Source organism: Bacillus swezeyi (assembly GCF_030908325.1).
Lineage (GTDB): Bacteria > Bacillota > Bacilli > Bacillales > Bacillaceae > Bacillus > Bacillus swezeyi.
In genome coordinates this window covers 3,313,194-3,334,881 of the sequence record NZ_CP133085.1, presented here as the reverse complement: position 1 = coordinate 3,334,881, position 21,688 = coordinate 3,313,194, and the positions used below count along the sequence as shown (strand labels likewise).

The 21,688-nt window shown below is 43.8% G+C and carries 22 protein-coding genes and 1 other annotated feature; of the genes, 11 read left to right on the top strand and 11 right to left on the bottom strand.

Annotation, left to right across the window (positions count from 1 at the left end):
• Positions 1 to 11 precede the first annotated feature (11 nt).
• From RBH91_RS16505 to RBH91_RS16495, 3 genes are read right to left on the bottom strand one after another with little or no spacing between them, the layout of a single operon-like run.
• Positions 12 to 1,172, bottom strand: coding sequence for an acetoin utilization protein AcuC (locus RBH91_RS16505; protein ID WP_076761429.1), 1,161 nt, complete (start codon positions 1,170 to 1,172; stop codon positions 12 to 14).
• Complete coding sequence (locus RBH91_RS16500) at positions 1,169 to 1,813, bottom strand: acetoin utilization AcuB family protein (RefSeq protein ID WP_307892250.1); 645 nt, start codon at positions 1,811 to 1,813, stop codon at positions 1,169 to 1,171. The genes RBH91_RS16505 and RBH91_RS16500 overlap by 4 nt, the downstream gene beginning before the upstream one ends.
• A 21-nt stretch (positions 1,814 to 1,834) precedes the next feature.
• Positions 1,835 to 2,467: a GNAT family N-acetyltransferase gene (locus RBH91_RS16495; RefSeq protein ID WP_307892249.1), complete on the bottom strand. Its 633-nt coding sequence runs from the start codon at positions 2,465 to 2,467 to the stop codon at positions 1,835 to 1,837.
• Between the two features lie 155 nt (positions 2,468 to 2,622).
• Here RBH91_RS16495 and acsA point away from each other — a divergent pair, with 155 nt between their 5' ends.
• The 3 genes from acsA (at position 2,623) to RBH91_RS16480 (ending at position 6,219) form a co-directional block, all read left to right on the top strand.
• A complete protein-coding gene (gene acsA, locus RBH91_RS16490; RefSeq protein WP_307892248.1) occupies positions 2,623 to 4,341 on the top strand; it encodes an acetate--CoA ligase in 1,719 nt (572 codons plus the stop codon).
• Positions 4,342 to 4,392: 51 nt separating this feature from the next.
• Positions 4,393 to 4,625 (top strand) — a binding site (T-box leader).
• 46 nt (positions 4,626 to 4,671) lie between these two features.
• Entirely contained in the window at positions 4,672 to 5,937 is a 1,266-nt protein-coding gene (gene tyrS / locus RBH91_RS16485; protein WP_307892247.1) for a tyrosine--tRNA ligase, read from the top strand.
• A 132-nt stretch (positions 5,938 to 6,069) separates the two neighbouring features.
• Positions 6,070 to 6,219: a hypothetical protein gene (locus RBH91_RS16480; protein ID WP_307892246.1), complete on the top strand. Its 150-nt coding sequence runs from the start codon at positions 6,070 to 6,072 to the stop codon at positions 6,217 to 6,219.
• A 53-nt stretch (positions 6,220 to 6,272) separates the two neighbouring features.
• Here RBH91_RS16480 and RBH91_RS16475 read toward each other — a convergent pair whose 3' ends face one another.
• Positions 6,273 to 6,686 (bottom strand): Lrp/AsnC family transcriptional regulator, encoded by a 414-nt coding sequence (locus tag RBH91_RS16475; RefSeq protein WP_307892245.1) that lies wholly within the window; start codon positions 6,684 to 6,686, stop codon positions 6,273 to 6,275.
• Positions 6,687 to 6,844: 158 nt separating this feature from the next.
• Here RBH91_RS16475 and RBH91_RS16470 point away from each other — a divergent pair, with 158 nt between their 5' ends.
• A complete protein-coding gene (locus RBH91_RS16470) occupies positions 6,845 to 7,606 on the top strand; it encodes an MBL fold metallo-hydrolase (protein ID WP_307892244.1) in 762 nt (253 codons plus the stop codon).
• A 156-nt stretch (positions 7,607 to 7,762) separates the two neighbouring features.
• Here RBH91_RS16470 and RBH91_RS16465 read toward each other — a convergent pair whose 3' ends face one another.
• The 4 genes from RBH91_RS16465 to rpsD form a co-directional block, all read right to left on the bottom strand.
• Positions 7,763 to 7,942 carry a hypothetical protein gene (locus RBH91_RS16465; RefSeq protein ID WP_307892243.1) on the bottom strand — a complete coding sequence of 60 codons (180 nt, stop codon included), beginning with the start codon at positions 7,940 to 7,942 and terminating at the stop codon, positions 7,763 to 7,765.
• A 165-nt stretch (positions 7,943 to 8,107) separates the two neighbouring features.
• Positions 8,108 to 8,269, bottom strand: a complete 162-nt coding sequence (locus RBH91_RS16460; protein WP_094777328.1) for a hypothetical protein — start codon at positions 8,267 to 8,269, stop codon at positions 8,108 to 8,110.
• Positions 8,270 to 8,346: 77 nt separating this feature from the next.
• Entirely contained in the window at positions 8,347 to 8,493 is a 147-nt protein-coding gene (locus RBH91_RS16455; protein ID WP_164470239.1) for a hypothetical protein, read from the bottom strand.
• Positions 8,494 to 9,008: 515 nt separating this feature from the next.
• Positions 9,009 to 9,611 (bottom strand): 30S ribosomal protein S4, encoded by a 603-nt coding sequence (rpsD, locus tag RBH91_RS16450; RefSeq protein ID WP_076761437.1) that lies wholly within the window; start codon positions 9,609 to 9,611, stop codon positions 9,009 to 9,011.
• Positions 9,612 to 9,944: 333 nt separating this feature from the next.
• Between rpsD and RBH91_RS16445 the strand changes: the two genes are divergently transcribed.
• Entirely contained in the window at positions 9,945 to 11,660 is a 1,716-nt protein-coding gene (locus RBH91_RS16445) for a sensor domain-containing diguanylate cyclase (RefSeq protein ID WP_307892242.1), read from the top strand.
• An 18-nt stretch (positions 11,661 to 11,678) separates the two neighbouring features.
• On the opposite strand, the gene RBH91_RS16440 is transcribed toward RBH91_RS16445, so the two are convergent.
• Positions 11,679 to 12,173 carry a GAF domain-containing protein gene (locus RBH91_RS16440; protein ID WP_076761439.1) on the bottom strand — a complete coding sequence of 165 codons (495 nt, stop codon included), beginning with the start codon at positions 12,171 to 12,173 and terminating at the stop codon, positions 11,679 to 11,681.
• Between the two features lie 131 nt (positions 12,174 to 12,304).
• On the opposite strand from RBH91_RS16440, the gene refZ reads away from it, so the two are divergent.
• Entirely contained in the window at positions 12,305 to 12,943 is a 639-nt protein-coding gene (gene refZ / locus RBH91_RS16435) for a forespore capture DNA-binding protein RefZ (RefSeq protein WP_307892241.1), read from the top strand.
• Here the strand turns inward: refZ and hisJ are convergent.
• Positions 12,936 to 13,748 carry a histidinol-phosphatase HisJ gene (gene hisJ / locus RBH91_RS16430; RefSeq protein WP_307892240.1) on the bottom strand — a complete coding sequence of 271 codons (813 nt, stop codon included), beginning with the start codon at positions 13,746 to 13,748 and terminating at the stop codon, positions 12,936 to 12,938. The two genes, refZ and hisJ, sit on opposite strands and share 8 nt — an antisense overlap.
• 187 nt (positions 13,749 to 13,935) lie before the next feature.
• Between hisJ and ezrA the strand changes: the two genes are divergently transcribed.
• Complete coding sequence (gene ezrA, locus RBH91_RS16425) at positions 13,936 to 15,630, top strand: septation ring formation regulator EzrA (protein ID WP_307892239.1); 1,695 nt, start codon at positions 13,936 to 13,938, stop codon at positions 15,628 to 15,630.
• A gap of 82 nt (positions 15,631 to 15,712) precedes the next feature.
• Here ezrA and brnQ read toward each other — a convergent pair whose 3' ends face one another.
• On the bottom strand, positions 15,713 to 17,050 hold the full coding sequence (gene brnQ, locus RBH91_RS16420) for a branched-chain amino acid transport system II carrier protein (protein ID WP_076761443.1): 1,338 nt from the start codon (positions 17,048 to 17,050) through the stop codon (positions 15,713 to 15,715).
• A 194-nt stretch (positions 17,051 to 17,244) separates the two neighbouring features.
• Here brnQ and RBH91_RS16415 point away from each other — a divergent pair, with 194 nt between their 5' ends.
• The 4 genes from RBH91_RS16415 to mbcS all read left to right on the top strand — a co-directional run bounded on the left by RBH91_RS16415 (position 17,245) and on the right by mbcS (position 21,673).
• Positions 17,245 to 18,390, top strand: coding sequence for a cysteine desulfurase family protein (locus tag RBH91_RS16415; protein WP_307892238.1), 1,146 nt, complete (start codon positions 17,245 to 17,247; stop codon positions 18,388 to 18,390).
• 7 nt (positions 18,391 to 18,397) lie between these two features.
• A complete protein-coding gene (gene thiI / locus RBH91_RS16410) occupies positions 18,398 to 19,603 on the top strand; it encodes a tRNA uracil 4-sulfurtransferase ThiI (RefSeq protein ID WP_307892237.1) in 1,206 nt (401 codons plus the stop codon).
• A gap of 114 nt (positions 19,604 to 19,717) precedes the next feature.
• Positions 19,718 to 19,933, top strand: a complete 216-nt coding sequence (locus RBH91_RS16405; protein ID WP_076761446.1) for an alpha/beta-type small acid-soluble spore protein — start codon at positions 19,718 to 19,720, stop codon at positions 19,931 to 19,933.
• A 147-nt stretch (positions 19,934 to 20,080) separates the two neighbouring features.
• Positions 20,081 to 21,673 carry an acyl-CoA synthetase MbcS gene (gene mbcS, locus RBH91_RS16400; protein WP_307892236.1) on the top strand — a complete coding sequence of 531 codons (1,593 nt, stop codon included), beginning with the start codon at positions 20,081 to 20,083 and terminating at the stop codon, positions 21,671 to 21,673.
• The last annotated feature ends 15 nt before the right edge of the window (positions 21,674 to 21,688 follow it).

The following is a 21,688-nucleotide window of genomic DNA, read 5'->3' as shown; positions in this document are numbered from 1 at the left end:
CAAGCCTCCTTTTATGTGGTGCGATGGGCAGAGCGAATCGGGAAAAGAGCTTTTGCAATGGTTTGCGCATTTTTTTCTGTAATTTCTGCTTTCCTTGGAATCGGAGGATATAAATCTTCCGGATCACACCATGCTGAAGGAAGCGGGACCGACGCTTGTTTTTCCCATCTTTTCAGCCATTTTTCAGGCATGTTTCCTTCTGCTTTGATGCCCTTCATTTCAAGCCAGATTCTTGCCCATGCACGCGGCACCACACGCCAAATATCATAGCCTCCGCCGCCGACGGCAATCCACCTCCCGCCGCAGTAAGTATGGGCCAATTCATGGGCAAGCTTTGGAATGTCTTCATAAATTCTCATCGTTGTGCATAAGTGTGTGAGCGGGTCATAGAAATGAGCGTCAGCACCGTTCTGCGTCAATATGACGTCCGGTTTGAAGAATTCAGCGATTTCAGTGACAGCCGTTCGGTAGGAGTCAAGAAAAGAATCATCTTCAGTGAACGCATCTAGCGGGATGTTAAAAGCGTATCCATAGCCTTCTCCATGGCCGCGTTCCTGAACTTGACCCGTTCCAGGGAAAAGATAGCGGCCTGTTTCATGTATCGATACAGTGCAGACAGATGGATCGTCATAAAACGTGAATTGCACGCCATCTCCGTGATGGGCATCTGTATCAATGTATAACACTTTAGCGTGATACTTTTCCTGCAGGTAGCGAATCACGACTGAACTATCGTTATATACGCAAAAACCTGAAGCTCTCCCTCTGAATCCGTGATGAAGCCCGCCTCCTAAATTAAGGGCATGTTTTGCCTTTCCGGTCATCACATAGTCTGCGGCTGTCAGCGTTCCGCCAACCAAAAGAGATGCGGCTTCGTGCATACCGGCAAAAACGGGTGTATCCTCTGTTCCAAGTCCGTAGCTCTCGCTTTCAGCGGCCGGCAGTTTGCCCGCCCCGGCCAGCTGAACGGCTCTGATATAATCGCTTGTGTGAACAAGGCTGAGCTCGGATTCCACCGCCATTCGCGGAGGGACGATATCTCCCTGTTCGAACGCGCCCAAGGCGTTTAAAAGGTCATATGTCACATATACTCTCAGCTGGTTGAATGGATGGTCTTGATGAAATTGATAAATTTGGTAGGAAGGAGAGAATACAAACACGCTGTCCTTCATAGCAAATCCCTTTGTTCTGCGGGCCAGAGAACCTGATACCCTTTGGTTTTCACGTCTTTGATGATTGAGGCGGGATTCATCGTTTGTACGCGAAATACGAGAATTTTTGAATGTTCTTCTTCACCGGGATAAACAAGCACGCTTAAAATACCGATTTGGCGCTTGCTGAATATTGGGCTGATATCGGCGAGGCCCTGTGTGATATCCTCGGTTTTAATTTCGATTTGCGAGCCGGGAAAATGAGCGCCGGTCAGCTGGACAAATGTATGAAGCAAGTCTGACTTTGTTACGATGCCGACGAGCTTTCCGTTTTTGACGATCGGCAGGCAGCCGATGTCATGTTCGAAAAATACGGCTGAAATTTCTTCGGCAAAATCAAGCGGATGACCTGTGACCACTTCTTTTGACATGATCAGTTCAACCGGTCTTTGCAGATCCTTGGCAGAGCTGTTGTGAGCAAATATACTTGGGCTTGCTTTCTTCACATCCCTGTCTGTTACGACGCCTACGACAGTTCCCCGTTCATTGATGACCGGCAGGTGCTTAATATGAAATGTTCTCATTCGTTTCATCGCTTCTTCTATCGTATCTGTTCTGGAAAGTGTCACAACATCCCTTTTCATGATTTTTTCAACAATCATACTTAGGTCCCCTTTGCTCCCTTAATACATAAAACGATTGTGGAATCGCAGCCTGTCAAACCGCTCGATCGATTCCTGACTGACCTCTTTTCCGATGCGGGCCATTAAACAGTTGGCGGGATGAGAACTGATTTCCGGATCGTCTGTTGCAAACCAGACAAGTCCTCCGGCATTCATCATCTTCTCCATCATCTTTCTGTATTCCCAGACATCTTTGTTTGTCCCCTTTAAGTCCCAATGCCAGTAATATTCGGTCGTAATGATAATGTATTTTTCCATCTGTTTATCCATCATGCTGACCTCTAAAAGCGTCTTTCCGACGGAATGGCCTCTGAACATTGGAATCACCTCGATGGCGCCAAGTTCAATTAAATTTTCCATGTTTCCTTCAGACCACCTTTCAAGCGTGTCTGGATAAACATAGGTGACATATCCTACAATGGTATGATGGAAACGAGCGATGATAATCCGTCCTTCGGGAAGCCCTGCGATTTCGATTAATGCTTCGTGCTGTTTTTGAGATGGGCGAAAGGCTGTAAGCTCGGCATGAAACTCAAAGTCTGCAAGCTTTTCAGCGCTGATAGGGCCTTCTATCAGCAAGGCGCCTTTCTCGGTGTGCAATTCCTTGGCATGATAAGTTTTGTGATGCTCCACGTATCCACCGCCTTACATCTTAGTTGAAGTCTTTTATACATAACATACCAAAATATTAAGCGTTTTCAAAGAAAAGAATACTATTTTTTAAAAATTGAGAAAATAAAAAATCTATACTATAATATATTTTGATGACCGAACAAAGGGGGATGGGCATGGAATTGAAAGCGTTGCCAGCCGAAAAGGGAAACTACAATTTAAAAGACTATGATGAAGCATACCGTACATTTGACTGGAAAGATGCCGAAAAAAATTTTACATGGCACAAAACGGGGAAAATGAATGCCGCTTATGAAGCTATCGACCGCCACGCTGAATCAAATTTGAAAAATAAAGTGGCATTTTACTACAAAGATCCGGTCCGCGAAGAAAAGTACACCTTCCGAGAAATGAAAAATGAAACAAATAAAGCTGGGAATGTGTTAAAGCAGCATGCCAATGTCAAAAAGGGAGACCGTGTGTTTGTCTTTATGCCGAGATCACCCGAGCTTTATTTTATTATTCTCGGCGCTGTCAAATTGGGAGCGATCGTCGGACCTTTATTTGAAGCGTTTATGGAAGGGGCTGTCAAAGACAGGCTTTTAAACAGCGGGGCAAAGGTGATTGTCACGACGCCCGAACTGCTGGAGCGGGTGCCTGCTGATGAGCTGCCGGATCTTGAATCGATCGTGGTCGTCGGAGAAGGGGTAAAGGAAGAAGGGCCTGTTATCGATTACTTTTCAAAAGCAGGGGAAACAGACACCAATCTTGAGATTGCATGGATGGATCAGGAAGACGGGATGCTGCTTCACTATACATCAGGCTCTACCGGCGCGCCAAAAGGGGTTCTCCACGTCCATAGAGCGATGATTCAGCAATACCAGACCGCCAAATGGGTTCTTGATCTGCGGGAGGATGACATCTATTGGTGTACAGCGGATCCCGGCTGGGTAACCGGAACCATTTACGGCATTTTCGGACCGTGGCTGAATGGAGCAACCAATGTCGTGGTGGGCGGCAGGTTCAGCCCTGAATCATGGTATGAGACGATTGAACAGCTTGAAGTGACTGTATGGTACAGTGCGCCGACGGCTTTCCGAATGCTGATGGGAGCCGGAGACGAACTCGCGAACAAATACAACCTGAGTTCTTTAAGACACGTCTTAAGCGTTGGCGAGCCTTTAAACCCCGAAGTGATCAGATGGGGGCATAAAGTCTTTCACAATCGGATTCATGATACATGGTGGATGACGGAAACAGGGGCACAGCTGATTTGCAACTATCCTTGCATAGAGATTAAGCCTGGTTCGATGGGCAAGCCGTTTCCTGGAACCGAGGCTGCGATTGTTGACAACCAGGGAAATGAGCTCCCGCCATACAGAATGGGCAATCTCGCCATTAAAAAAGGCTGGCCGTCGATGATGCACGCCATCTGGAACAATCCTGAAAAATACAGCTCCTATTTTATGCCGGGTGATTGGTATGTGTCCGGAGATTCCGCCTATATGGATGAAGACGGATACTTTTGGTTTCAGGGACGAATTGATGATGTCATTATGACATCAGGCGAACGCGTCGGTCCGTTTGAAGTGGAAAGCAAGCTTCTCGAACATCAAGCTGTCGCTGAAGCAGGCGTCATTGGCAAACCGGATCCCGTCCGGGGAGAAATCATAAAAGCATTCATCGCTCTTAGAGAAGGATATGAGCCGTCAGATTCATTAAAAGAGGAAATTAGGCAGTTCGTGAAGAAAGGCTTGGCCGCACATGCCGCGCCAAGGGAAATCGAATTTAAAGATAAGCTGCCGAAAACGAGAAGCGGAAAGATTATGAGGCGCGTCCTGAAAGCGTGGGAGCTGAACCTTCCGGCCGGCGATCTTTCAACGATGGAGGACTGACCTTCATTGACAAAGCAAAAATATTATGTTAAAAAAGATTTAGTCAAATAATAAAAGGTGAAGACTGAGACCAGTAGAACGATCCCTCCCTGTCTTAGAGAGCTGATGGCCGGTGAAAATCAGCACATATGGATGGTTTGAATTACACTCACGAACCGCTTTTGCGAAAAAGCCTCCCGCTTTGTAGCAAAAGAACGGAAGTTTTCCGTTATCAACAAGAGTGAAAAGAGCGCGGTCTCGTGTTCTTTTAAGCAGGGTGGTACCGCGATTTGATCGTCCCTTCGTTTATTCGAAGGGGCGTTTTTATTTTTTAAAAAGGAGCTAATGATAATGACACACTTACTTGATGATTTATCCTTTCGGGGGCTGATTCAGCAGCAGACGGATGAAGAAGGGCTGAGAGAGCTGCTGGCTAATGACAAAATCAGCTTATACTCCGGATTTGACCCGACGGCCGACAGCCTCCATATCGGACATTTACTGCCGATCTTAATGCTTCGCCGCTTTCAGCTGGCCGGACATCACCCGATTGCACTCGTAGGCGGAGCGACGGGTCTGATCGGCGATCCGAGCGGAAAGAAAGCAGAGCGCACATTGAACAATGAAGAGATTGTCCGCGAATGGTCGCAGAAAATCAAAAATCAGCTATCCCGTTTCCTTGATTTTAAAGCTGATGAGAATCCGGCGGTCATGGCGAATAACTTCGACTGGATCGGCCAAATGAGTGTCATTGATTTCTTGCGTGATGTCGGCAAAAACTTCGGCATCAACTACATGCTTGCCAAGGATACGGTAAGCTCCAGAATCGAATCGGGCATATCGTACACTGAATTCAGCTATATGATCCTTCAGTCGCTCGATTTCTTAAATCTGTACAGAAATAGCGGATGCAAGCTGCAGATCGGCGGCAGCGACCAGTGGGGCAATATCACTTCAGGTCTTGAGCTGATTCGCAAATCGGAAGAGAACGCAAAAGCGTTCGGTTTGACGATCCCGCTCGTCACAAAAGCGGATGGAACGAAATTCGGAAAAACAGAAGGCGGAGCGATCTGGCTCGATAAAGAGAAGACCTCGGCGTATGAATTTTACCAATTCTGGATCAATACAGATGACAGGGATGTTGTCAAATACCTAAAATACTTCACCTTTTTGTCAAAAGAAGAAATTGAAGATCTGGCTGCAAAAACGGAGGCTGCACCTGAAAAACGCGAGGCGCAAAAACGCCTTGCTGAAGAAGTGACGGTTCTCGTCCATGGCCGTGAAGCGTTTGACCAGGCTGTTAATATTTCCAGAGCGCTGTTCAGCGGCGATATCAAACAGCTGACAGCCGAGGAAGTGAAGGTCGGCTTTAAAGGGGTTCCTTCTTTAGAACTCGAGCAAACGGATGAGCTGCCTCTCGTCGATGTACTTGTCCAATCAAAGCTGTCGCCTTCGAAACGCCAGGCCCGTGAAGACATCACAAACGGAGCCGTATACATTAACGGTGAGCGCCGGACTGATGTAAGCGGCGTTCTCAGCAGCGAGGACCGCATCGAAGGACAGTTTACCGTCATTCGCCGCGGCAAAAAGAAATACTTCTTGCTGACTTACAAGTAATGAAAAAAAACTCTTGCCAAACGGCAAGGGTTTTTTGTGTCAAAACGTTTCATGTATGTTCATTCAGGAAATGTCAAAAATATAGATGTAGAAGGTAAAGCGTTTCCATTCTCTAATCGGGAGGAATTCAGAATGAACTTGTTCATTGCGGCAAAAGAAAAATTTATGGAAGATTATCAAAAGCAGCTTGAGACAGAACGAAATGAACATGCTGAACATCAAGCGTCCGGCCTTAATCAAGTGAATCAGACGGAAGATACAGCAAAGCGGTTAAAATCATGAGGGTCCCGCGACCCTCTTTTTCATTGAATGCTTGCCCCGTATTTCCCATTCATCTACGATTTATTAATAACAATCGCTAATTTGTAGTTTGCATGCTTGTTTAAGTCTATTAAAAATTGATCTAACAGTTCATGAGACGGGAACTTGCATTCAAGAAGATAACAACCATCCCCGCTGATTTTATAGTTATTGATGATGTAGTTCTCCTCTGTTTTTAAAAATGAAAGGTAAGGTTCGTGATAAGTACTTTTTGTATAGATATTGATAAAAGCATGTATAAAACACCCGAGTTTCACTTGATTCACTTTGATTGTATAACCTTCAATCACTCCTTGATCCTCTAATTTAGCAACCCTGGTTGCGGCTGCCTGTCCTGTCAAATGAACTTTTTCCCCTAATTCCTTCATCGTAGTACGGCTATTATTGGATAATTCTTCTAAGATTCGCTTGTCTGTATGATCCAGCATTCGATCAAATCCTTTCAAAAGGTTTGTGTGGAATGACAAAGTAAAATACATTTTTTCAAAAATCAAGTCAAACGGAAAAAAGACTTGATTTTATCTATGTAAATGTTAAACGGTCATAGTATAAACTGATTGTAATTCAAAGAAAAGGAGCCATGAACATGAATATTCAACAAATTCGAAATGCGACATTAATTGTCAAATATGCAGACAAAACATTTTTAATAGATCCAATGCTGGCTGAGAAAGGCACTTATCCCCCGTTTCCAAATTCGGCAAGACAAGATCAAAATAATCCTTTAGTCAGCCTGCCGGCATCAATTGACGACATCATCAAGAATCTGGATGCTGTCATTGTCACTCATCTGCATTTAGACCACTTTGATGATGCTGCCAAAGAAATGTTGCCTAAAGATATCAAACTGTTTGTCCAAAATACAGCGGATGCTGAAGAAGTGAGAAATGCCGGTTTTCAAGATGTAGAAGTTTTAACGGAAGATACAGTTTTTGAAAATATTCAATTAATCAAAACAAGAGGCGAGCATGGAAGAGGAGAAATATTAAAGCTTGCCGGTGAAGTGTGCGGCGTTGTTTTCAAGCACTCAAATGAGAAAGCGTTGTATGTAGCTGGAGATACAGTATGGTATGAAGGTGTCCAAGAAGAGATCGATACACATCAGCCGGATATCATTGTCGTCAATGGCGGAGATAATCAATTCTTAGAAGGCGGTTCTCTCGTAATGGGGAAAGAGGACATTTATGAAGTGTATAAAGCAGCCCCTAACGCAACAATCATTTCCAGCCATATGGAAGCTGTCAATCATTGGACATTATCAAGAGAAGAGTTAAAAACATTCATTCAAGAAAAAGGAATCTCCTCTCATGTTTTAGTGCCGGATGACGGTGAATCATACACATTTTAATCTATAGGAGAAGGAAGATCATCATGACAGTTGAAGCCAATAAAGAATGAGTCAGACGTTTTTATGAAGCGAATGAAGCACTGGGATTTTTTCCATAAAGACTTTGTATTCTATCCGCAGGTTGATACACCTATGCCTGGGGGAAAGGCCTATAGCTCAAAAAAGAAAAACTTCGTTGCTTTTCCGGACTTCAAAATGCCGATCCAAGCAGCCGTTTACTTTGTCTTTGAAGGTTCCGCTGGACAGTGTTCCTGCAACGGGAAAAACCGTTAAATTATCGTTTTGCGAATAGCCAACGGTAAGATGATTGAGAAAAGGGTTCATGTTGATAAGCATGACGATCTCCGGCAGCTTGGTGTGAACATCTGACTTTTCCTGAGCTGATCAAAAGGTGTTTTGCGGAAGGCCTGTCTGCGGATGATATTATCGAAAAAGGGTTACCTATCGAAAGAGCCCTTCTCTCCGAGAGGGGCTTATATTCAATAACATTCTCAAGCTTTATTAAAATCCTTGAAGAGTGTAAAAGAAATAAATAAACAACACAATCATTGTTATGACAATGATTACTTCTTTGGTGTAATGTTTCTCATCCTCTTTAGCTTGCTTCTGTTTTTGAATCTCGTCTCTATACTTTTTTTGAATCTCCCTCTTCTTAAGATCCATTTTTGATTTGCCCCTTTGGTTTATATTCAACACGCACTCTCATCCTGTTTCAATTTTTTAGGAAGAGGAATCTTTGCTCAAAATTCAGGAATTATTAAATTAAGAGCAACAATCAGCACAATAATGGTTACGATAATCATCATTTCGATAGTATACCTTTTGTGATTTTCCTGTTTTTTGAGCTCCTCCCTATACTTTTTTTGAATCTTGTCATCCATTTTCATCATGAATCTCCCATCTGACAATATTCCAGTCGATCAAATCTCTTTCATGATTATTTCGAACATCATAACGCTAACTCCTTTTTTATAAAAAATGATTTTATTGTTGTTTTTTCTGTTTTTCACTAAGCTCTATCTCAGTAGTAGAAGCTGAACAAAAACAACACCATGATACAAAAGTTCCTCAACAACCGTTTTATGTTTTTGATAAAGAAATTTTAGATAACATTAGGGAATGTTACAAAGATGATTTCATCTCCGGTCCCATTCAGGATCGTGCTGAGTTATCGGAAGACAGGAAAGGAGGGGACAAACAAAATTTTTATCTGATATCGATTATCTTAAGTATTAACTCATTATAATCCAGCAAAAAAACCTTCATATTGAGAGGGGTTTTGTTTTTGAGGTTAAGGTAAATGATATGGGGGAGAATACGATATACTAAAAAGCAGAGTAAACAAAAACCCCAGAATCGTTGGGATACCAACGTTTCTAGGGTTTTTATCAATACTCTTCAATTAACGAGAGTAGAACTCAACGATCAATGCTTCGTTAATCTCAGGAGCAAGTTCAGAGCGCTCTGGAAGACGAGTGAACGTACCCTCAAGCTTTTCAGCATCAAATGTCAGGTATTCAGGAATGAAGCTGTTCACTTCAACCGCTTCTTTGATGACAGAAAGGTTTTGAGATTTTTCGCGAAGAGCAATCGCTTGACCAGGTTTTACTTGGTAAGACGGGATGTCAACGCGGCTTCCGTCAACAAGAATATGACCGTGGTTTACCAATTGGCGTGCTTGGCGGCGAGTGCGCGCTAAGCCAAGACGGTATACGATGTTGTCAAGACGAGATTCAAGAAGAATCATGAAGTTTTCACCGTGTTTACCGACCATTTTCGCAGCTCTGTCAAAAAGATTGCGGAACTGGCGCTCGTTCACACCATACATATGGCGAAGCTTTTGCTTTTCTTGCAATTGCAAACCATATTCTGATAGTTTTTTACGCTGTCCCGGACCGTGCGGACCTGGCGCGTAAGGACGTTTTTCTAATTCTTTACCCGTACCGCTTAAGGAGATTCCTAAACGGCGGGATATTTTCCAACTTGGACCTGTATAGCGAGCCATAATGTGACTCCTCCTTTGGTTTTATTTTTGTGAAAATAAAACCCATCTGTTCAATTCAGCCATGTCCATTTTGTTTTCATGTATCCTCGCTCCAGCAGCAAAGAGTTACACGATACACCTTATTCACATAAGGAACAAAATGAAACAAAGAAGCAGAACAAAAAGGCTGCAATATTTCACACAAAGACGATTATATAACGTCCCTGGGGCAAAGTCAACCATTCATCGGCAGTCCCGAAAAGATTTAAAACGCTTATCGGGATATAGTCCTTCTTTTATGATATAATTAGGAAAATTAAATTAGACTATAATGGATTTTTTTAGGTGATAATAATGAATAGACAAACCGAAGACCTATATCTCTCTTTTCATCAGGAACTGCTCCAATTTTTATTCAAAAAGCCGGCTGTTTCATACAATGACTCTGTCGTCTGGCTGAAATCGGCAGCCGAGTCATTTTTTTCGTTTATATCCTTAACATTGCATGCTTCTTCTTCTGAGCCGGCAATGCTGAAAGGCAAAAGCGGTTCAATCAATTACATCAATGATTATTATACCATTATAACAATAAAAGAAAACAACAAATATATTGAACTTTTATGTCGAAAGAATCATAAAATACCGAAAGATCTGGCTGAATCGATTCGTATGTGTTTGACATACTGTGCTGATCTTGAAAGGTCTCATGATGACAAACTTCGCAAAACCGAGATTTATAAACAGACAGAACTGCTCCATGAGCTGATGGATAAGGAAAAAGTCCTAAAAACAATGCTTGAAATCTTAAGGGATGTATTCCCTCATTTAACATATTGTCTCTTTTTATCTTATGATCAGGATCAGTATATCCATCTGCCTGCAAAAGAAATAGACGTTCAAAATGAATCGACCGATTCTTTTGCCTTGGAGGTTTATTTATCAGGCCAGATGAAGCAGAAGGACGAGTCTGCCGTATACATCCCGATTAAAGGCAGGCAGGGGACATATGGCGTTTTAAAAGCTTCAGGCCCGAACGCTGCCGATATGGCTCAGGATATATGCATCATTTCGAATGCGGCAGGAAAAGCCTTTGAAAATTCCCGGCTTTATGAGCAAGCCAAAAATATGATTTCGAATCTGGAGCTGATCAATGAAACCTCCCATCAGCTGAACCGGACGAAACGGCTTCCGGACATGATGAAGAATTTGTCCGAAAGGCTGATCGGCTCATTCGGCGCTGAAGAAGTCGGTTTCTTTTATAACAATCACTTTGAAGAACAAAATCTGCTGCCGGGGAGCACCGGCTTCTTTCAAACGGATGCAGCCGCTCCTTATATCAGCTACGTTAAAGAGAAGGTTTCTGAAGAGAATGGCGTTTTTGTCGGGAATGGTTCTTCTCTGTTCGGAGATGAAGGATATGCTTCATTAATGGGTGTTCCGATGCTTGAAAATAATGAGAGCAAGGGGTTTGTCATCGTTTTGAAAAAAAACGCCTGCTCCTTTACGTTTGAAATGTTTAAGCTGTTTCAGACGCTCATCAGGCATTCCACACTTGCCGTTTCCAATTCGATGCTTCGCGACCGCCTGAAGTATCTCGTGCAGACAGACCGTTTGACAGAGCTTTATTCCAGGAGCTATCTTGATGAAAAAATTCAACGCAGCATGAAGGATGATCAAAGAGGGGTATTTGTGTTATTCGACATTGATAATTTTAAACGGATTAATGATACCTATGGACACCAGACCGGTGATGAAATTCTTATTCAAGTTTCCCGGGCGATTCAGCAAAATATCCGCCAACAGGATGTCGGGGCAAGATGGGGAGGGGAAGAGCTGGCGGTGTACCTTCCGAAAGCCGACTTGCATGCAGGTGAAATACTGGCTGAACGGCTGATTGCGCTTGTCAGGGAATGTACAAATCCCAAAGTTACGATTTCCTGCGGGATTTCCCATTGGTCGGAGGACCATCCGAAATCTTTGACTTCTCTTGTAAAGCAGGCGGATGTCGCCCTGTACGCCGCCAAGCGAAACGGAAAAAACAGACTGATGATTCAAAAGCCATTTTCATGACACGAAAAAGAGCCGGGATTACCGGCTCTTTTTGCTTAAGCGCTCTTCAAGTTTTTCGGTGAATTTCTTGAGGTAATACTCATCTTTTTCATCAAATCGGTTTTTAATCGGGCTGTCTATATCAAGGACGCCGACCGCTTCTCCGTCGATTTTAAGGGGAAGCACGATTTCCGATTGGGAAGCCGCATCACATGCAATATGTCCAGGGAATGCATTGACATCCTCAACGCGTTCGACCCGCGCGTTTGCATAAGCGGTGCCGCAGACGCCTTTTCCTAACGGAATCCGTACGCAGGCGGGAAGCCCTTGGAAAGGACCGAGCACAAGCTCTCCGTCTTTGGCAAAATAAAAGCCCGCCCAGTTGACGTCTTCCAGTGAGTGGTACAAGAGAGCAGAGGCGTTGGCTAGATTGGCAATCATATCAGGCTCGTCTTCTGTCAGCGCATCTATTTGTTTGAGGAGAAGCTCATATTTTTTTTCTTTGCTGCCTTCAGTTTTTTCGACATGAAACATTGTATTTCCCTCGCTTTTTCTTTGAAATGGCAAAATTGCACTTGGTGTGCTGCTATTTGTCGAGCACTTTTTACAGGAACAAATCCGCTTGAAGTGGAATTGTTTTAAGTAAGAAGGGGTGGTGAATCAAGATGGGATCAAACTCTCTTTTAACCACAAAGGACAGGATTATCGAATCTGCCATCGAGCTGTTCAATCAAAAAGGATTTACAGGAACTTCAGTTCGTGAAATTGCTGGAGCAGCGAATGTCAATGTGGCCCACATCTCCTATTATTTTAATGGAAAAGGCGGTTTAATGGAGCATTTGGTATCCCGTTTTTATGAAGGCTATTTAAGAATCCTTGAAAACGGACATGAGCGCCTTCAGGACCTCAGTGCAAAGGACTGCCTTCTTCAATTGGTTTTTGATATTCTATCGTATCAGCATGAACACCGTCAATTAACTCGATTTGTCTATCGCGAAGTGACGATTGATTCGACGCTGATTCGCGAAGTGATGTCGACATATTTAACAAAAGAAAAATACATTCTTCACTTGATCATTGAAAAAGGAAAAGCGGACAGGGAATTTTCCCGTTTCCCGCTTTCTCATTTTATGATCCAGCTGAAGTCCCTTTTGATGATGCCTTATTTGCAGCCGCAGTATATTTCGGAAGTGCTTTATCTGCAGCCGCACGAACCATACTTTTATAAGGCGTACTATAAAGAAGTCAAAACTTGGATCATCAGCCTGCTGTACAGAGAGCGTGAACATATTGCCGTTATTTAGCACAGCGGCGTTCAAAACATTCGTAACCAAACCCGGCATCCTTTGCTTGGTGGGCATCAGACCCAAAAACAAGCGGGATGTTTTTTTGCTGGGCTTCTTCCATCATCCAGTCTTCCAAATAGACTTCCCCTGCCTGAGGCTTGCGAAGACCTGATGTATTAAAATCGAGTTCAAGCCCGCGCTTTCCGGCTTCGGCTATACAGGAAGACACCAATTCCCGGACAGGAGCAGACATCGTATAAGGAAAAATCTTAACAAATTTTTTGACAAGCGTGATATGGCCGATTCGTTTTGGCTTAAAAGGACCGAGCGATGATACAATAGAAGAAAAGATTTCCTGATAATAGGCAAGATACACCTGCTCGATACTTCCGCAGCATCGGATCAGATTTTGAAATGCATCTTCATCATAGTCAAGGCAGATGTGTGAAGATCCCGCCGGCAAAAAATGAACGGACAGGATGCTGTCATCAAGGAATGTGCCATATGTATCGAGAAATGTTTTGATTTCAGCTTCATACGCGCGGATATAATCGACTTCAAGGCCGATTAAAACGTCAATTTGTCCTTTATACTCTTCTTTCAAGTGCTGCAGACTTTCAAAATAGCGCTCCAGGGCGGACATCGGCATGGCGCTGTCCTTCTGCGGGGTCGGATCGCTGAAAGAAGGCGGAAGCGGGGCATGCTCTGTGAAGGTTACGGATTGAAAGCTTTTTTTGCATAATTCTTCTATATAATGTCTGAACTCATCTTTTGATCCGTGCGGACAAAAAGGAGAATGAACATGACCGTCTCGTTTCAGCATGATGTCACCCCGTAAAAAAATAGTCAGATGTTGTCACTTTGATGTAAAAAAATTAAAAATTCTGCTCAAAAAATGTTGGTTACATGGTATCATAAGAACAATGAAAACGATAGCTAAACTTTGTTTTACATAACGGTTTCAAATATCATACCCTGACAGAACAAGTTAAACAGCAAGGGGGCTCATTATGGAGTTTGTCATAGGCTTATTGGCGGTATTTTTAATCTTATTTTCCGCCGGCTACTTATTCAGGAGAAATATATATAAAGAAATTGACCGTTTAGAAGCTTGGAAAATTGAAATTTTGAACCGGTCGATTGTGGAAGAAATGTCAAAAATCAAGCATTTGAAAATGACGGGGCAGACTGAAGAATTTTTTGAGAGATGGCGCAAAGAATGGGATGAAATCGTGACTTCACACATGCCCAAAGTGGAAGAGCTCCTGTTTGAGGCGGAGGACTGCGCCGATAAATACCGTTTTCAAAAATCAAAGCAGGTGCTAGCTCATATCGAAAACCTTTTATCAGCGGCCGAATCCAATATTGAAGACATTTTAAAGGAGATTGCCGATCTCGTTTCAAGCGAAGAGCAAAACCGCAAAGAAATTGAAGAAATTAAAGAACAGTATACAAAAATACGCAAAAATCTTTTGGCTTACAGTCACCTGTACGGCGATCTTTACCCGAAAATAGAAGCCGATCTTGATACGGTGTGGGAAGGAATCAAACAATTCGAAGCTGAAACTGAAGGCGGAAACTACATAGAAGCAAGAAAGGTGCTGCTCGCCCAGGACCGCTTGCTTGAAGAGCTTCAATCACACATAGACGACGTGCCGAAGCTGCTCGCCGGCTGCAAGCAGACGGTGCCGAACGAGCTGGCAAAGCTGAAGGCGGGCCATCAGGAAATGATCGAAAAAGGCTATAAGCTGGATCATATTCAAATTGAAAAGGAATTGGAAAACCTCTTCAAAGAATTAAAGCGCGCAGAAGATGCGCTCTTGACCGAGATTAATTTGGAAGAAGCCGCGGCGACCATGCAGATGATCGAGGAAACGATCCAGACGCTGTATTCTCAGCTTGAAGATGAGGTCGAAGCCGGCCAGCTGATCTTAGGCAAAGTCCCTGAGCTGGCCGCCGCACTGGAAAAGCTTGAAACCCATAAACAAGATACAAAGGCAGAAACAGACCTTGTAAAGGAAAGCTACAGACTGACAAACGATGAACTTGAGAAGCAGCAGTCATATGAAAAGCGTCTTGAAATGGTTGAAAAGCAATTTGTGCAGGTGAAGGAGAGGCTTGACCAGAAGCATGTCGCCTATTCGCTCTTAAGAGAAGAGCTTTCAGACATTGAAAAGCAATTGGAAGCGGCTCAAAAAGAGCATGATGAATACAGGGACATGCTGCAAATGCTGAGAAAGGAAGAACTTCAGGCGAGAGAGCTTCTTCAGCAATTGAAGCAGACGATTACAAATACGGCGAGGCGTCTGGAGAAAAGCAATGTTCCCGGCATTCCGGCGTCCGTAACAGAAAAGATTCAGCAGTCGCGCTCGGCCGTTCAGAAAGTGAATGAACAGTTTCAAACGCTGCCGCTCAACATGGATGTGGTCAACGAGCGTTTAGAAGAAGCCGAGAAGCTTGTCACAGAAGTGAAAGAACAGACAGACGAGCTTGTCGAAAAAGTGTTGATGATCGAACGCATCATTCAGTACGGCAACCGCTTCAGAAGCCAGAACCATATGCTTTCCGAGCAGCTGAAAGAAGCGGAAAACCGCTTTTATTCGTATGAATATGATGAAGCTTACGACATTGCCGCAAGAGCGGTGGAAAAAGCGTCTCCTGGATCAGTAGAACGGCTGGGTGCGCAGACGCAGCAGCCTGAATAAACGAAAACCGGCCACAGCGCCGGTTTTTTTTGACCCCGTAAAAAAACCCCTCCGTTTCAGCACGAAGGGGTTTTTGCCGGTGTTAGCTTACTTTCTTTAAACGGTCATTCTGGGAAGGAATAAAAAAGGTCGTGATATATCCGATAACTGCACCGATAACTGCCGGAATGACCCAGCCGATTCCGACGCTGTACAGCGGAATCGTATCTCCTAAGACTTGATTGAGCGTTCCCAGCGGAATATTGGCCGCATTCAAACCGTCAATAATGCTTAAGATGCCCGTTGGGATAAGGGCGCCGATATACACTTCACGCCGTTCATTAAACAGCTTGTCAATAAATGAAAACAGCACAACGACGATAGCCAGCGGATAAATCGCCGAAAGGATCGGCACTGAAAACGAGATGATTTCTGTCAGACCGAAATTGGCGATCGCAAGACTAAAAAGGCTGACGATGATCACGACGGTTTTGTAAGAAAGCTTTGGAATCAGCTTTGAAAAGTATTCTCCGCAAGAAGAAACAAGTCCGACGCTCGTGGTCAGGCAGGCGAACAAAATGGCGATACCAAGCACGGCATTACCGAGTGAACCAAATAGATACGCTGAAGCTTTTGATAATATTTCTCCGCCGTTATCAAGGGAACCGACTGTTTCAACGCTTGTCGCTCCTAAATAAGCAAGCGAAACATATACCAATCCAAGGCCGACAGCAGCCACAATGCCTGCTTTGATACAAGAAGCAGCAATTGATTTAGGATTTGTAACGCCGCGTTCTTTAATCGCACTAATCACGACGATCCCAAAAACGATCGATGCAATGGCATCCATTGTTTTATAGCCTTCTAAAAATCCGACGAACAGCGGAGTGGATTGATATGTTTTAGTAACAGACCCGATGCTGCCCATTGGTGTTATAAACGCTTTAATGACTAATACGGCAATGACAGTCAATAATATCGGTGTTAAGATTTTGCCGATCCGGTCAACAAGCTTGCTTGGATTTAAAGCCAAGAAATAAGTGACACCGAAGAAAATCAAGGTAAAAATAAACAGATAAATATTTGATGAATGTTGTCCTAAAAAAGGTTCAACCGCTATGACATACGAAACATTTCCTGTTCTTGGAATTGCAAACAGCGGTCCGATTGTTAAATAAATGCTGACGATTAATATAGTGCCAAAGACGGGATGCGCTTTGTCCGCCAGTCCTTTTGCACTACCGGTCAAGGCGACCGCAATGACACCGAGCAGCGGAAGGCCGACGCCTGTCAGCAAGAACCCGATGATTGCCGGCCATACATTTTCTCCTGCAGCTTGCCCAAGCTGGGGAGGAAAGATCATGTTTCCCGCTCCGAAAAAGAGAGCAAACAGCATAAGCCCGATCGCTGTCGTTTCTCTGGCGGATAGTGAAGTTTTCATTAAAAAGAACCTCCTGGGTGTTGTTTAAATTTTCTGTCAATTTATTTTTGTGATATAATATGACAAAAGTCCAAAGACTATTATATTTTAAAAATCAGAGAAGTCAAACACTTTATTTTTAATTTTCAATTACAAGTTGTTATGATAACATATACAGTCATGAAAAAGAACGTTCATTTTTAAAGGAGAAGATCATGATTTATCTTGATAACAGTTCGACAACAAAACCTTATCATGAAATGTTACAAATTTATGAACAAGTAAATCAGCGCTTCTTTGGCAATCCGTCGTCATTGCACCGTCATGGCGTTGAAGCAGATCAATTGCTGACTGAGGCGAGACAGCAGATCAAATCGGCATTGTCCCTGAGCCGCTATGATATCGTATTTACGTCAGGTGCATCAGAAGCCAATAACATGGCGCTCAAAGGCATAGCCCTGGCTCATCGCCATAGAGGGAAGCATATCATCGCTTCCTCCATCGAACATCCTTCTGTCGCAGAATCGTTGGAACAGCTGAAAACGGCTTTCGATTTTGAGATCACCTATCTTCCCGTTGACAGCCGCGGCTTCGTTTCACTTGAAGAGCTTGAAGAAGCGCTTCGCAAAGACACGATTCTTGTCAGTGTCATGCATGTCAACAATGAAACAGGCGCTATTCAGCCTGTAGATGACATTGGAAGGATCGTGAAAGAGAAGAGCCGAGCCTGCTTTCATGTTGATTATGTTCAAGGCATGAATAAGGTTCCGTTGGATATCCCCGGGGCCGCCATCGATCTTTGCACGATCTCAGGTCACAAATTTCACGGCTTAAAAGGGACCGGAGCTCTCATACTAAAAGAAGAGCTTTCACTTTTTCCTTTAATTTCAGGCGGCGAGCAGCAAAACAACAGAAGAGCCGGAACTGAAAACACGGCCGGGGCCGTATCACTGGCAAAAGCCGTCAACATGTCATCAAAGGATTATGATGATTATATAGAAGAGATGAAAACTGCAAAATCGAATTTCATCAAACAGCTAAAAGAGATGGAAGGTGTTATATTAAATACGCCGGAAGTTGGCAGCGCCCCGCACATCATTAATTTCTCCGTTCCTGGAATGAAAGCCGAAGTTCTCTTGCATATGCTCGAAGAACGAGATATTTTTGTATCGACGACATCTGCATGTTCATCAAGGCAGCATAAGCCAAGCAAAGTGCTTTTAGCAATGGGCAAAGGGGACGAGGCCGCCGCCAGCAGCATCAGAATCAGCATGACTTACCGTGATAACAAAGAGATAGTCGAACCGTTTATGACGGCCTTAAAAGAAAGTTTACACAAACTAAAAGGAATTATGAGGTAGAGATACAATGAAATACGATTACATTTTAATCCGCTTTGGTGAAATTTCAACAAAAGGAAAGAATAGAAGGCTTTTTGTCGATCGTCTGAAAAGAAATATTAAAATGGTTCTGCGCGATTTTGGCAAAGTTCGTTATGAATCAACTCGTGACAGAATGACCTTGACATTAAACGGAGAAGATGCAGAAGCCGTAACCGCACACTTAAAACATGTTTTCGGCATTCAATCCTTCAGTCTCGCCGTCAAATGCCAGACAGACCTTGCCAGCATTAAAGAGACGGCGCTAGCTTCTGTACAAAAGCAGTACAACCCGGGGGATACATTCAAAGTATCTACAAAAAGAGCCTATAAACAGTTTGAATTAAATACAAATGAAATGAATGCCGAAATCGGCGGGCATATTCTGCGCAATACGGAAGATTTGACTGTTGATGTCCACTCGCCTGACATTCATTTACGGATCGAGATCAGAGAAGATGCTACCTATTTGACATTCAGGGATGAAAAAGGTGCAGGAGGATTGCCTGTCGGAAGCGGAGGAAAAGCGATGCTAATGATCTCGGGCGGCATCGACAGCCCTGTTGCCGGTTTCTATGCGATGAAGCGGGGGCTTGAGATCGAAGCTGTTCACTTCTTCAGCCCGCCGTACACGAGCGAACGCGCCAAGCAAAAAGTCATCGATCTCACCGCCCGTCTTACGGCGTTCGGAGGGGACATCAAGCTTCATATTGTCCCATTTACAAAAACCCAGGAACTCATTCAAAAACAAATTCCGGAGAACTATTCGATGACAGCAACCCGAAGACTTATGCTGCAGATTGCAGACAAGCTCCGCGAACAGCATAAAGGCCTGGCCATCTTTACCGGGGAAAGCCTCGGGCAAGTGGCAAGCCAGACGCTGGAAAGCATGTATGCCATCAATGCCGTAACGAGCACACCGGTTTTGCGGCCGCTGATCGGAATGGATAAAACGGAGATCATTGAGAAAGCGAAAGATATCGATACGTATGATATCAGCATACGTCCATATGAAGACTGCTGCACGATTTTTACTCCTTCAGCACCGAAAACGCGTCCGAAAAAAGAAAAAATCGAGCACTTTGAAAGCTATACAGACTTTGACTCGCTCATTCAAGAAGCTGTAGAAAAGACGGAAACCATCGTTTTAAGCAGCAAAGCGGAAGCGAAAGAAAAGTTTGCCGACTTTTTTTAAAACCGAATGTTAGCCGGGCTCGCCTTGTCTGTTTTCTGCATACAATTACCAAACATTCTTTGTATGAAGTCATGTGTTTTTACACAATCTATACTCACAAGGAGGTGAGAACACATGGCTCAACAAAACAGACAAAACAGTTCTAACCAACTAGTAGTTCCTGGTGCTGCTCAAGCTATCGACCAAATGAAATTCGAAATCGCTTCTGAATTCGGAGTTAACCTTGGAGCGGATACTACTTCTCGTGCAAACGGTTCAGTTGGAGGAGAAATCACTAAACGCTTAGTTTCTTTCGCCCAACAACAAATGGGTGGAGGCACACCTCAGTAATTGAAAATTAAAAAAGCAATGGATAATGGGTGGGGTTTTTCCCCACTCTTTTTATATTTGGCATAAAAGGAGCCATTCAAAACATTTTAGAATACATATGCGGTTATGTATAATAGAGAGATGGCAAATGATGAGGAGATGTAATGATTGAAAAGAGAAGATTTGATAGCTCCAGAACGGTATAATGCGGTTGATGAAATCGAAAAATTCAAAGCTTCACCAGATAAAACGGCTTTAATATGGGAAGATGAAGCCGGCCGTAAAATGTCATGGACATATGAGACGCTGGTAGAAAAGACGAACAAAATCGGCAGCGTTTTAACCGATTCAGGACTGAAAAAAGGCGACAAGCTGATTGTGATGATGCCGCGCGTTTTAGAAACGTATGCCATATACATGGCCATTTTAAAAGCGGGAATGGTCGTGATCCCTTGCTCTGAAATGCTCCGCGCAAAAGATTTGGATTATAGAATCAAACATGCCGGTGTAAAAGGCGCGATTGTCTATTCTGCATTTATTGATTCATTCCGCGATGTCCAGTCAAAGGACGGGCTGACGGTATTTTCTGTTGGAGATCATCAAGAAGGATGGATCAATCTGCTTAAAGAAATGGAAGAGGCAGACGCGGCTGATTTTCAGGCTGCCGATACATCCCGCAATGATATCGCACTTTTATCCTATACTTCAGGAACGACAGGTCAGCCGAAAGGAGTTGTGCACACACACGGATGGGCATATGCCCATTTAAGAACGACCGCTTCTGCATGGCTTGACATCAGAGAAGATGATCTCGTCTGGGCAACGGCAGGACCCGGATGGCAAAAATGGGTGTGGAGTCCGTTGTTCGCCGTGCTGGGGAGCGGAGCAGTCGGTTTTGTCTATCATGGAAAGTTCCGTCCGGAAACATATATGGAGCTGATGGAACGCTATCGAATCAATGTGCTTTGCTGTACGCCGACGGAATATCGTTTTATGGCGAAAGTCAATGATTTGTCTGGCTTTGACCTTTCTTCATTACATAGCGCTGTTTCAGCAGGCGAGCCATTAAACAGAGAAGTCATCGATACGTTTAAAAAGCATTTTGATGTTGAGGTGCGTGACGGGTACGGACAAACAGAAAGCACGCTGCTCGTCGGTGTGTTGAAAGGAATGAAAATCAAACCCGGCAGCATGGGAAAACCGACTCCCGGCAACATAGTGGACATTGTCAACGAGGACGGAGAAATCTGCCCGCCCGGTGAAACAGGTGATATCGCGGTCCATTTAAGTACACCGGCTCTGTTTAAAGAATATTATAAAGATCAGGAGCGGACGCTTCTCCAAAGAAGAGGGGATTATTTCATCACAGGGGATAAGGCCCGAAAGGATGAAGACGGGTATTTTTGGTTCGAAAGCCGCAATGACGATATCATTATCAGTTCCGGATATACAATCGGGCCTTTTGAAGTAGAAGATGCGCTGATCAAGCATCCGCAGGTCAAAGAATGCGCTGTTGTCGCAAGCCCTGATGAGGTCAGGGGATCTATCGTGAAAGCGTACGTCGTCTTAAAGGACGGATCAGCGGGAGATGAGCGCCTTGCCAAAGAACTGCAACATCATGTCAAAACAATGACGGCGCCGTATAAATATCCCCGGGAAATTGAATTTATCGAACAGCTGCCGAAAACGCCTTCGGCGAAAATCAGACGCTTTGAGCTGAGAGAGCGCGAAATTGCCCGGAAATCGATAGGCGATAAGTAAATTTTCCAAGAAAGA

Bases quoted from the DNA above. Each gene is read 5' to 3' on its own strand.
- hisJ (WP_307892240.1), bottom strand. From the start codon at position 13,748: ATGCTGAAACGAGACGGTCATGTTCATTCTCCTTTTTGTCCGCACGGA.
- RBH91_RS16440 (WP_076761439.1), bottom strand. From the start codon at position 12,173: ATGTTTCATGTCGAAAAAACTGAAGGCAGCAAAGAAAAAAAATATGAG.
- RBH91_RS16475 (WP_307892245.1), bottom strand. From the start codon at position 6,686: ATGCTGGATCATACAGACAAGCGAATCTTAGAAGAATTATCCAATAAT.
- thiI (WP_307892237.1), top strand. From the start codon at position 18,398: ATGAAATACGATTACATTTTAATCCGCTTTGGTGAAATTTCAACAAAA.
- ezrA (WP_307892239.1), top strand. From the start codon at position 13,936: ATGGAGTTTGTCATAGGCTTATTGGCGGTATTTTTAATCTTATTTTCC.
- acsA (WP_307892248.1), top strand. From the start codon at position 2,623: ATGGAATTGAAAGCGTTGCCAGCCGAAAAGGGAAACTACAATTTAAAA.
- rpsD (WP_076761437.1), bottom strand. From the start codon at position 9,611: ATGGCTCGCTATACAGGTCCAAGTTGGAAAATATCCCGCCGTTTAGGA.
- RBH91_RS16470 (WP_307892244.1), top strand. From the start codon at position 6,845: ATGAATATTCAACAAATTCGAAATGCGACATTAATTGTCAAATATGCA.
- RBH91_RS16455 (WP_164470239.1), bottom strand. From the start codon at position 8,493: ATGAAAATGGATGACAAGATTCAAAAAAAGTATAGGGAGGAGCTCAAA.
- RBH91_RS16465 (WP_307892243.1), bottom strand. From the start codon at position 7,942: ATGCTTATCAACATGAACCCTTTTCTCAATCATCTTACCGTTGGCTAT.
- RBH91_RS16445 (WP_307892242.1), top strand. From the start codon at position 9,945: ATGAATAGACAAACCGAAGACCTATATCTCTCTTTTCATCAGGAACTG.
- RBH91_RS16405 (WP_076761446.1), top strand. From the start codon at position 19,718: ATGGCTCAACAAAACAGACAAAACAGTTCTAACCAACTAGTAGTTCCT.
- tyrS (WP_307892247.1), top strand. From the start codon at position 4,672: ATGACACACTTACTTGATGATTTATCCTTTCGGGGGCTGATTCAGCAG.
- RBH91_RS16480 (WP_307892246.1), top strand. From the start codon at position 6,070: ATGAACTTGTTCATTGCGGCAAAAGAAAAATTTATGGAAGATTATCAA.
- RBH91_RS16415 (WP_307892238.1), top strand. From the start codon at position 17,245: ATGATTTATCTTGATAACAGTTCGACAACAAAACCTTATCATGAAATG.
- refZ (WP_307892241.1), top strand. From the start codon at position 12,305: ATGGGATCAAACTCTCTTTTAACCACAAAGGACAGGATTATCGAATCT.
- brnQ (WP_076761443.1), bottom strand. From the start codon at position 17,050: ATGAAAACTTCACTATCCGCCAGAGAAACGACAGCGATCGGGCTTATG.
- RBH91_RS16505 (WP_076761429.1), bottom strand. From the start codon at position 1,172: ATGAAGGACAGCGTGTTTGTATTCTCTCCTTCCTACCAAATTTATCAA.
- RBH91_RS16500 (WP_307892250.1), bottom strand. From the start codon at position 1,813: ATGATTGTTGAAAAAATCATGAAAAGGGATGTTGTGACACTTTCCAGA.
- RBH91_RS16460 (WP_094777328.1), bottom strand. From the start codon at position 8,269: ATGGATCTTAAGAAGAGGGAGATTCAAAAAAAGTATAGAGACGAGATT.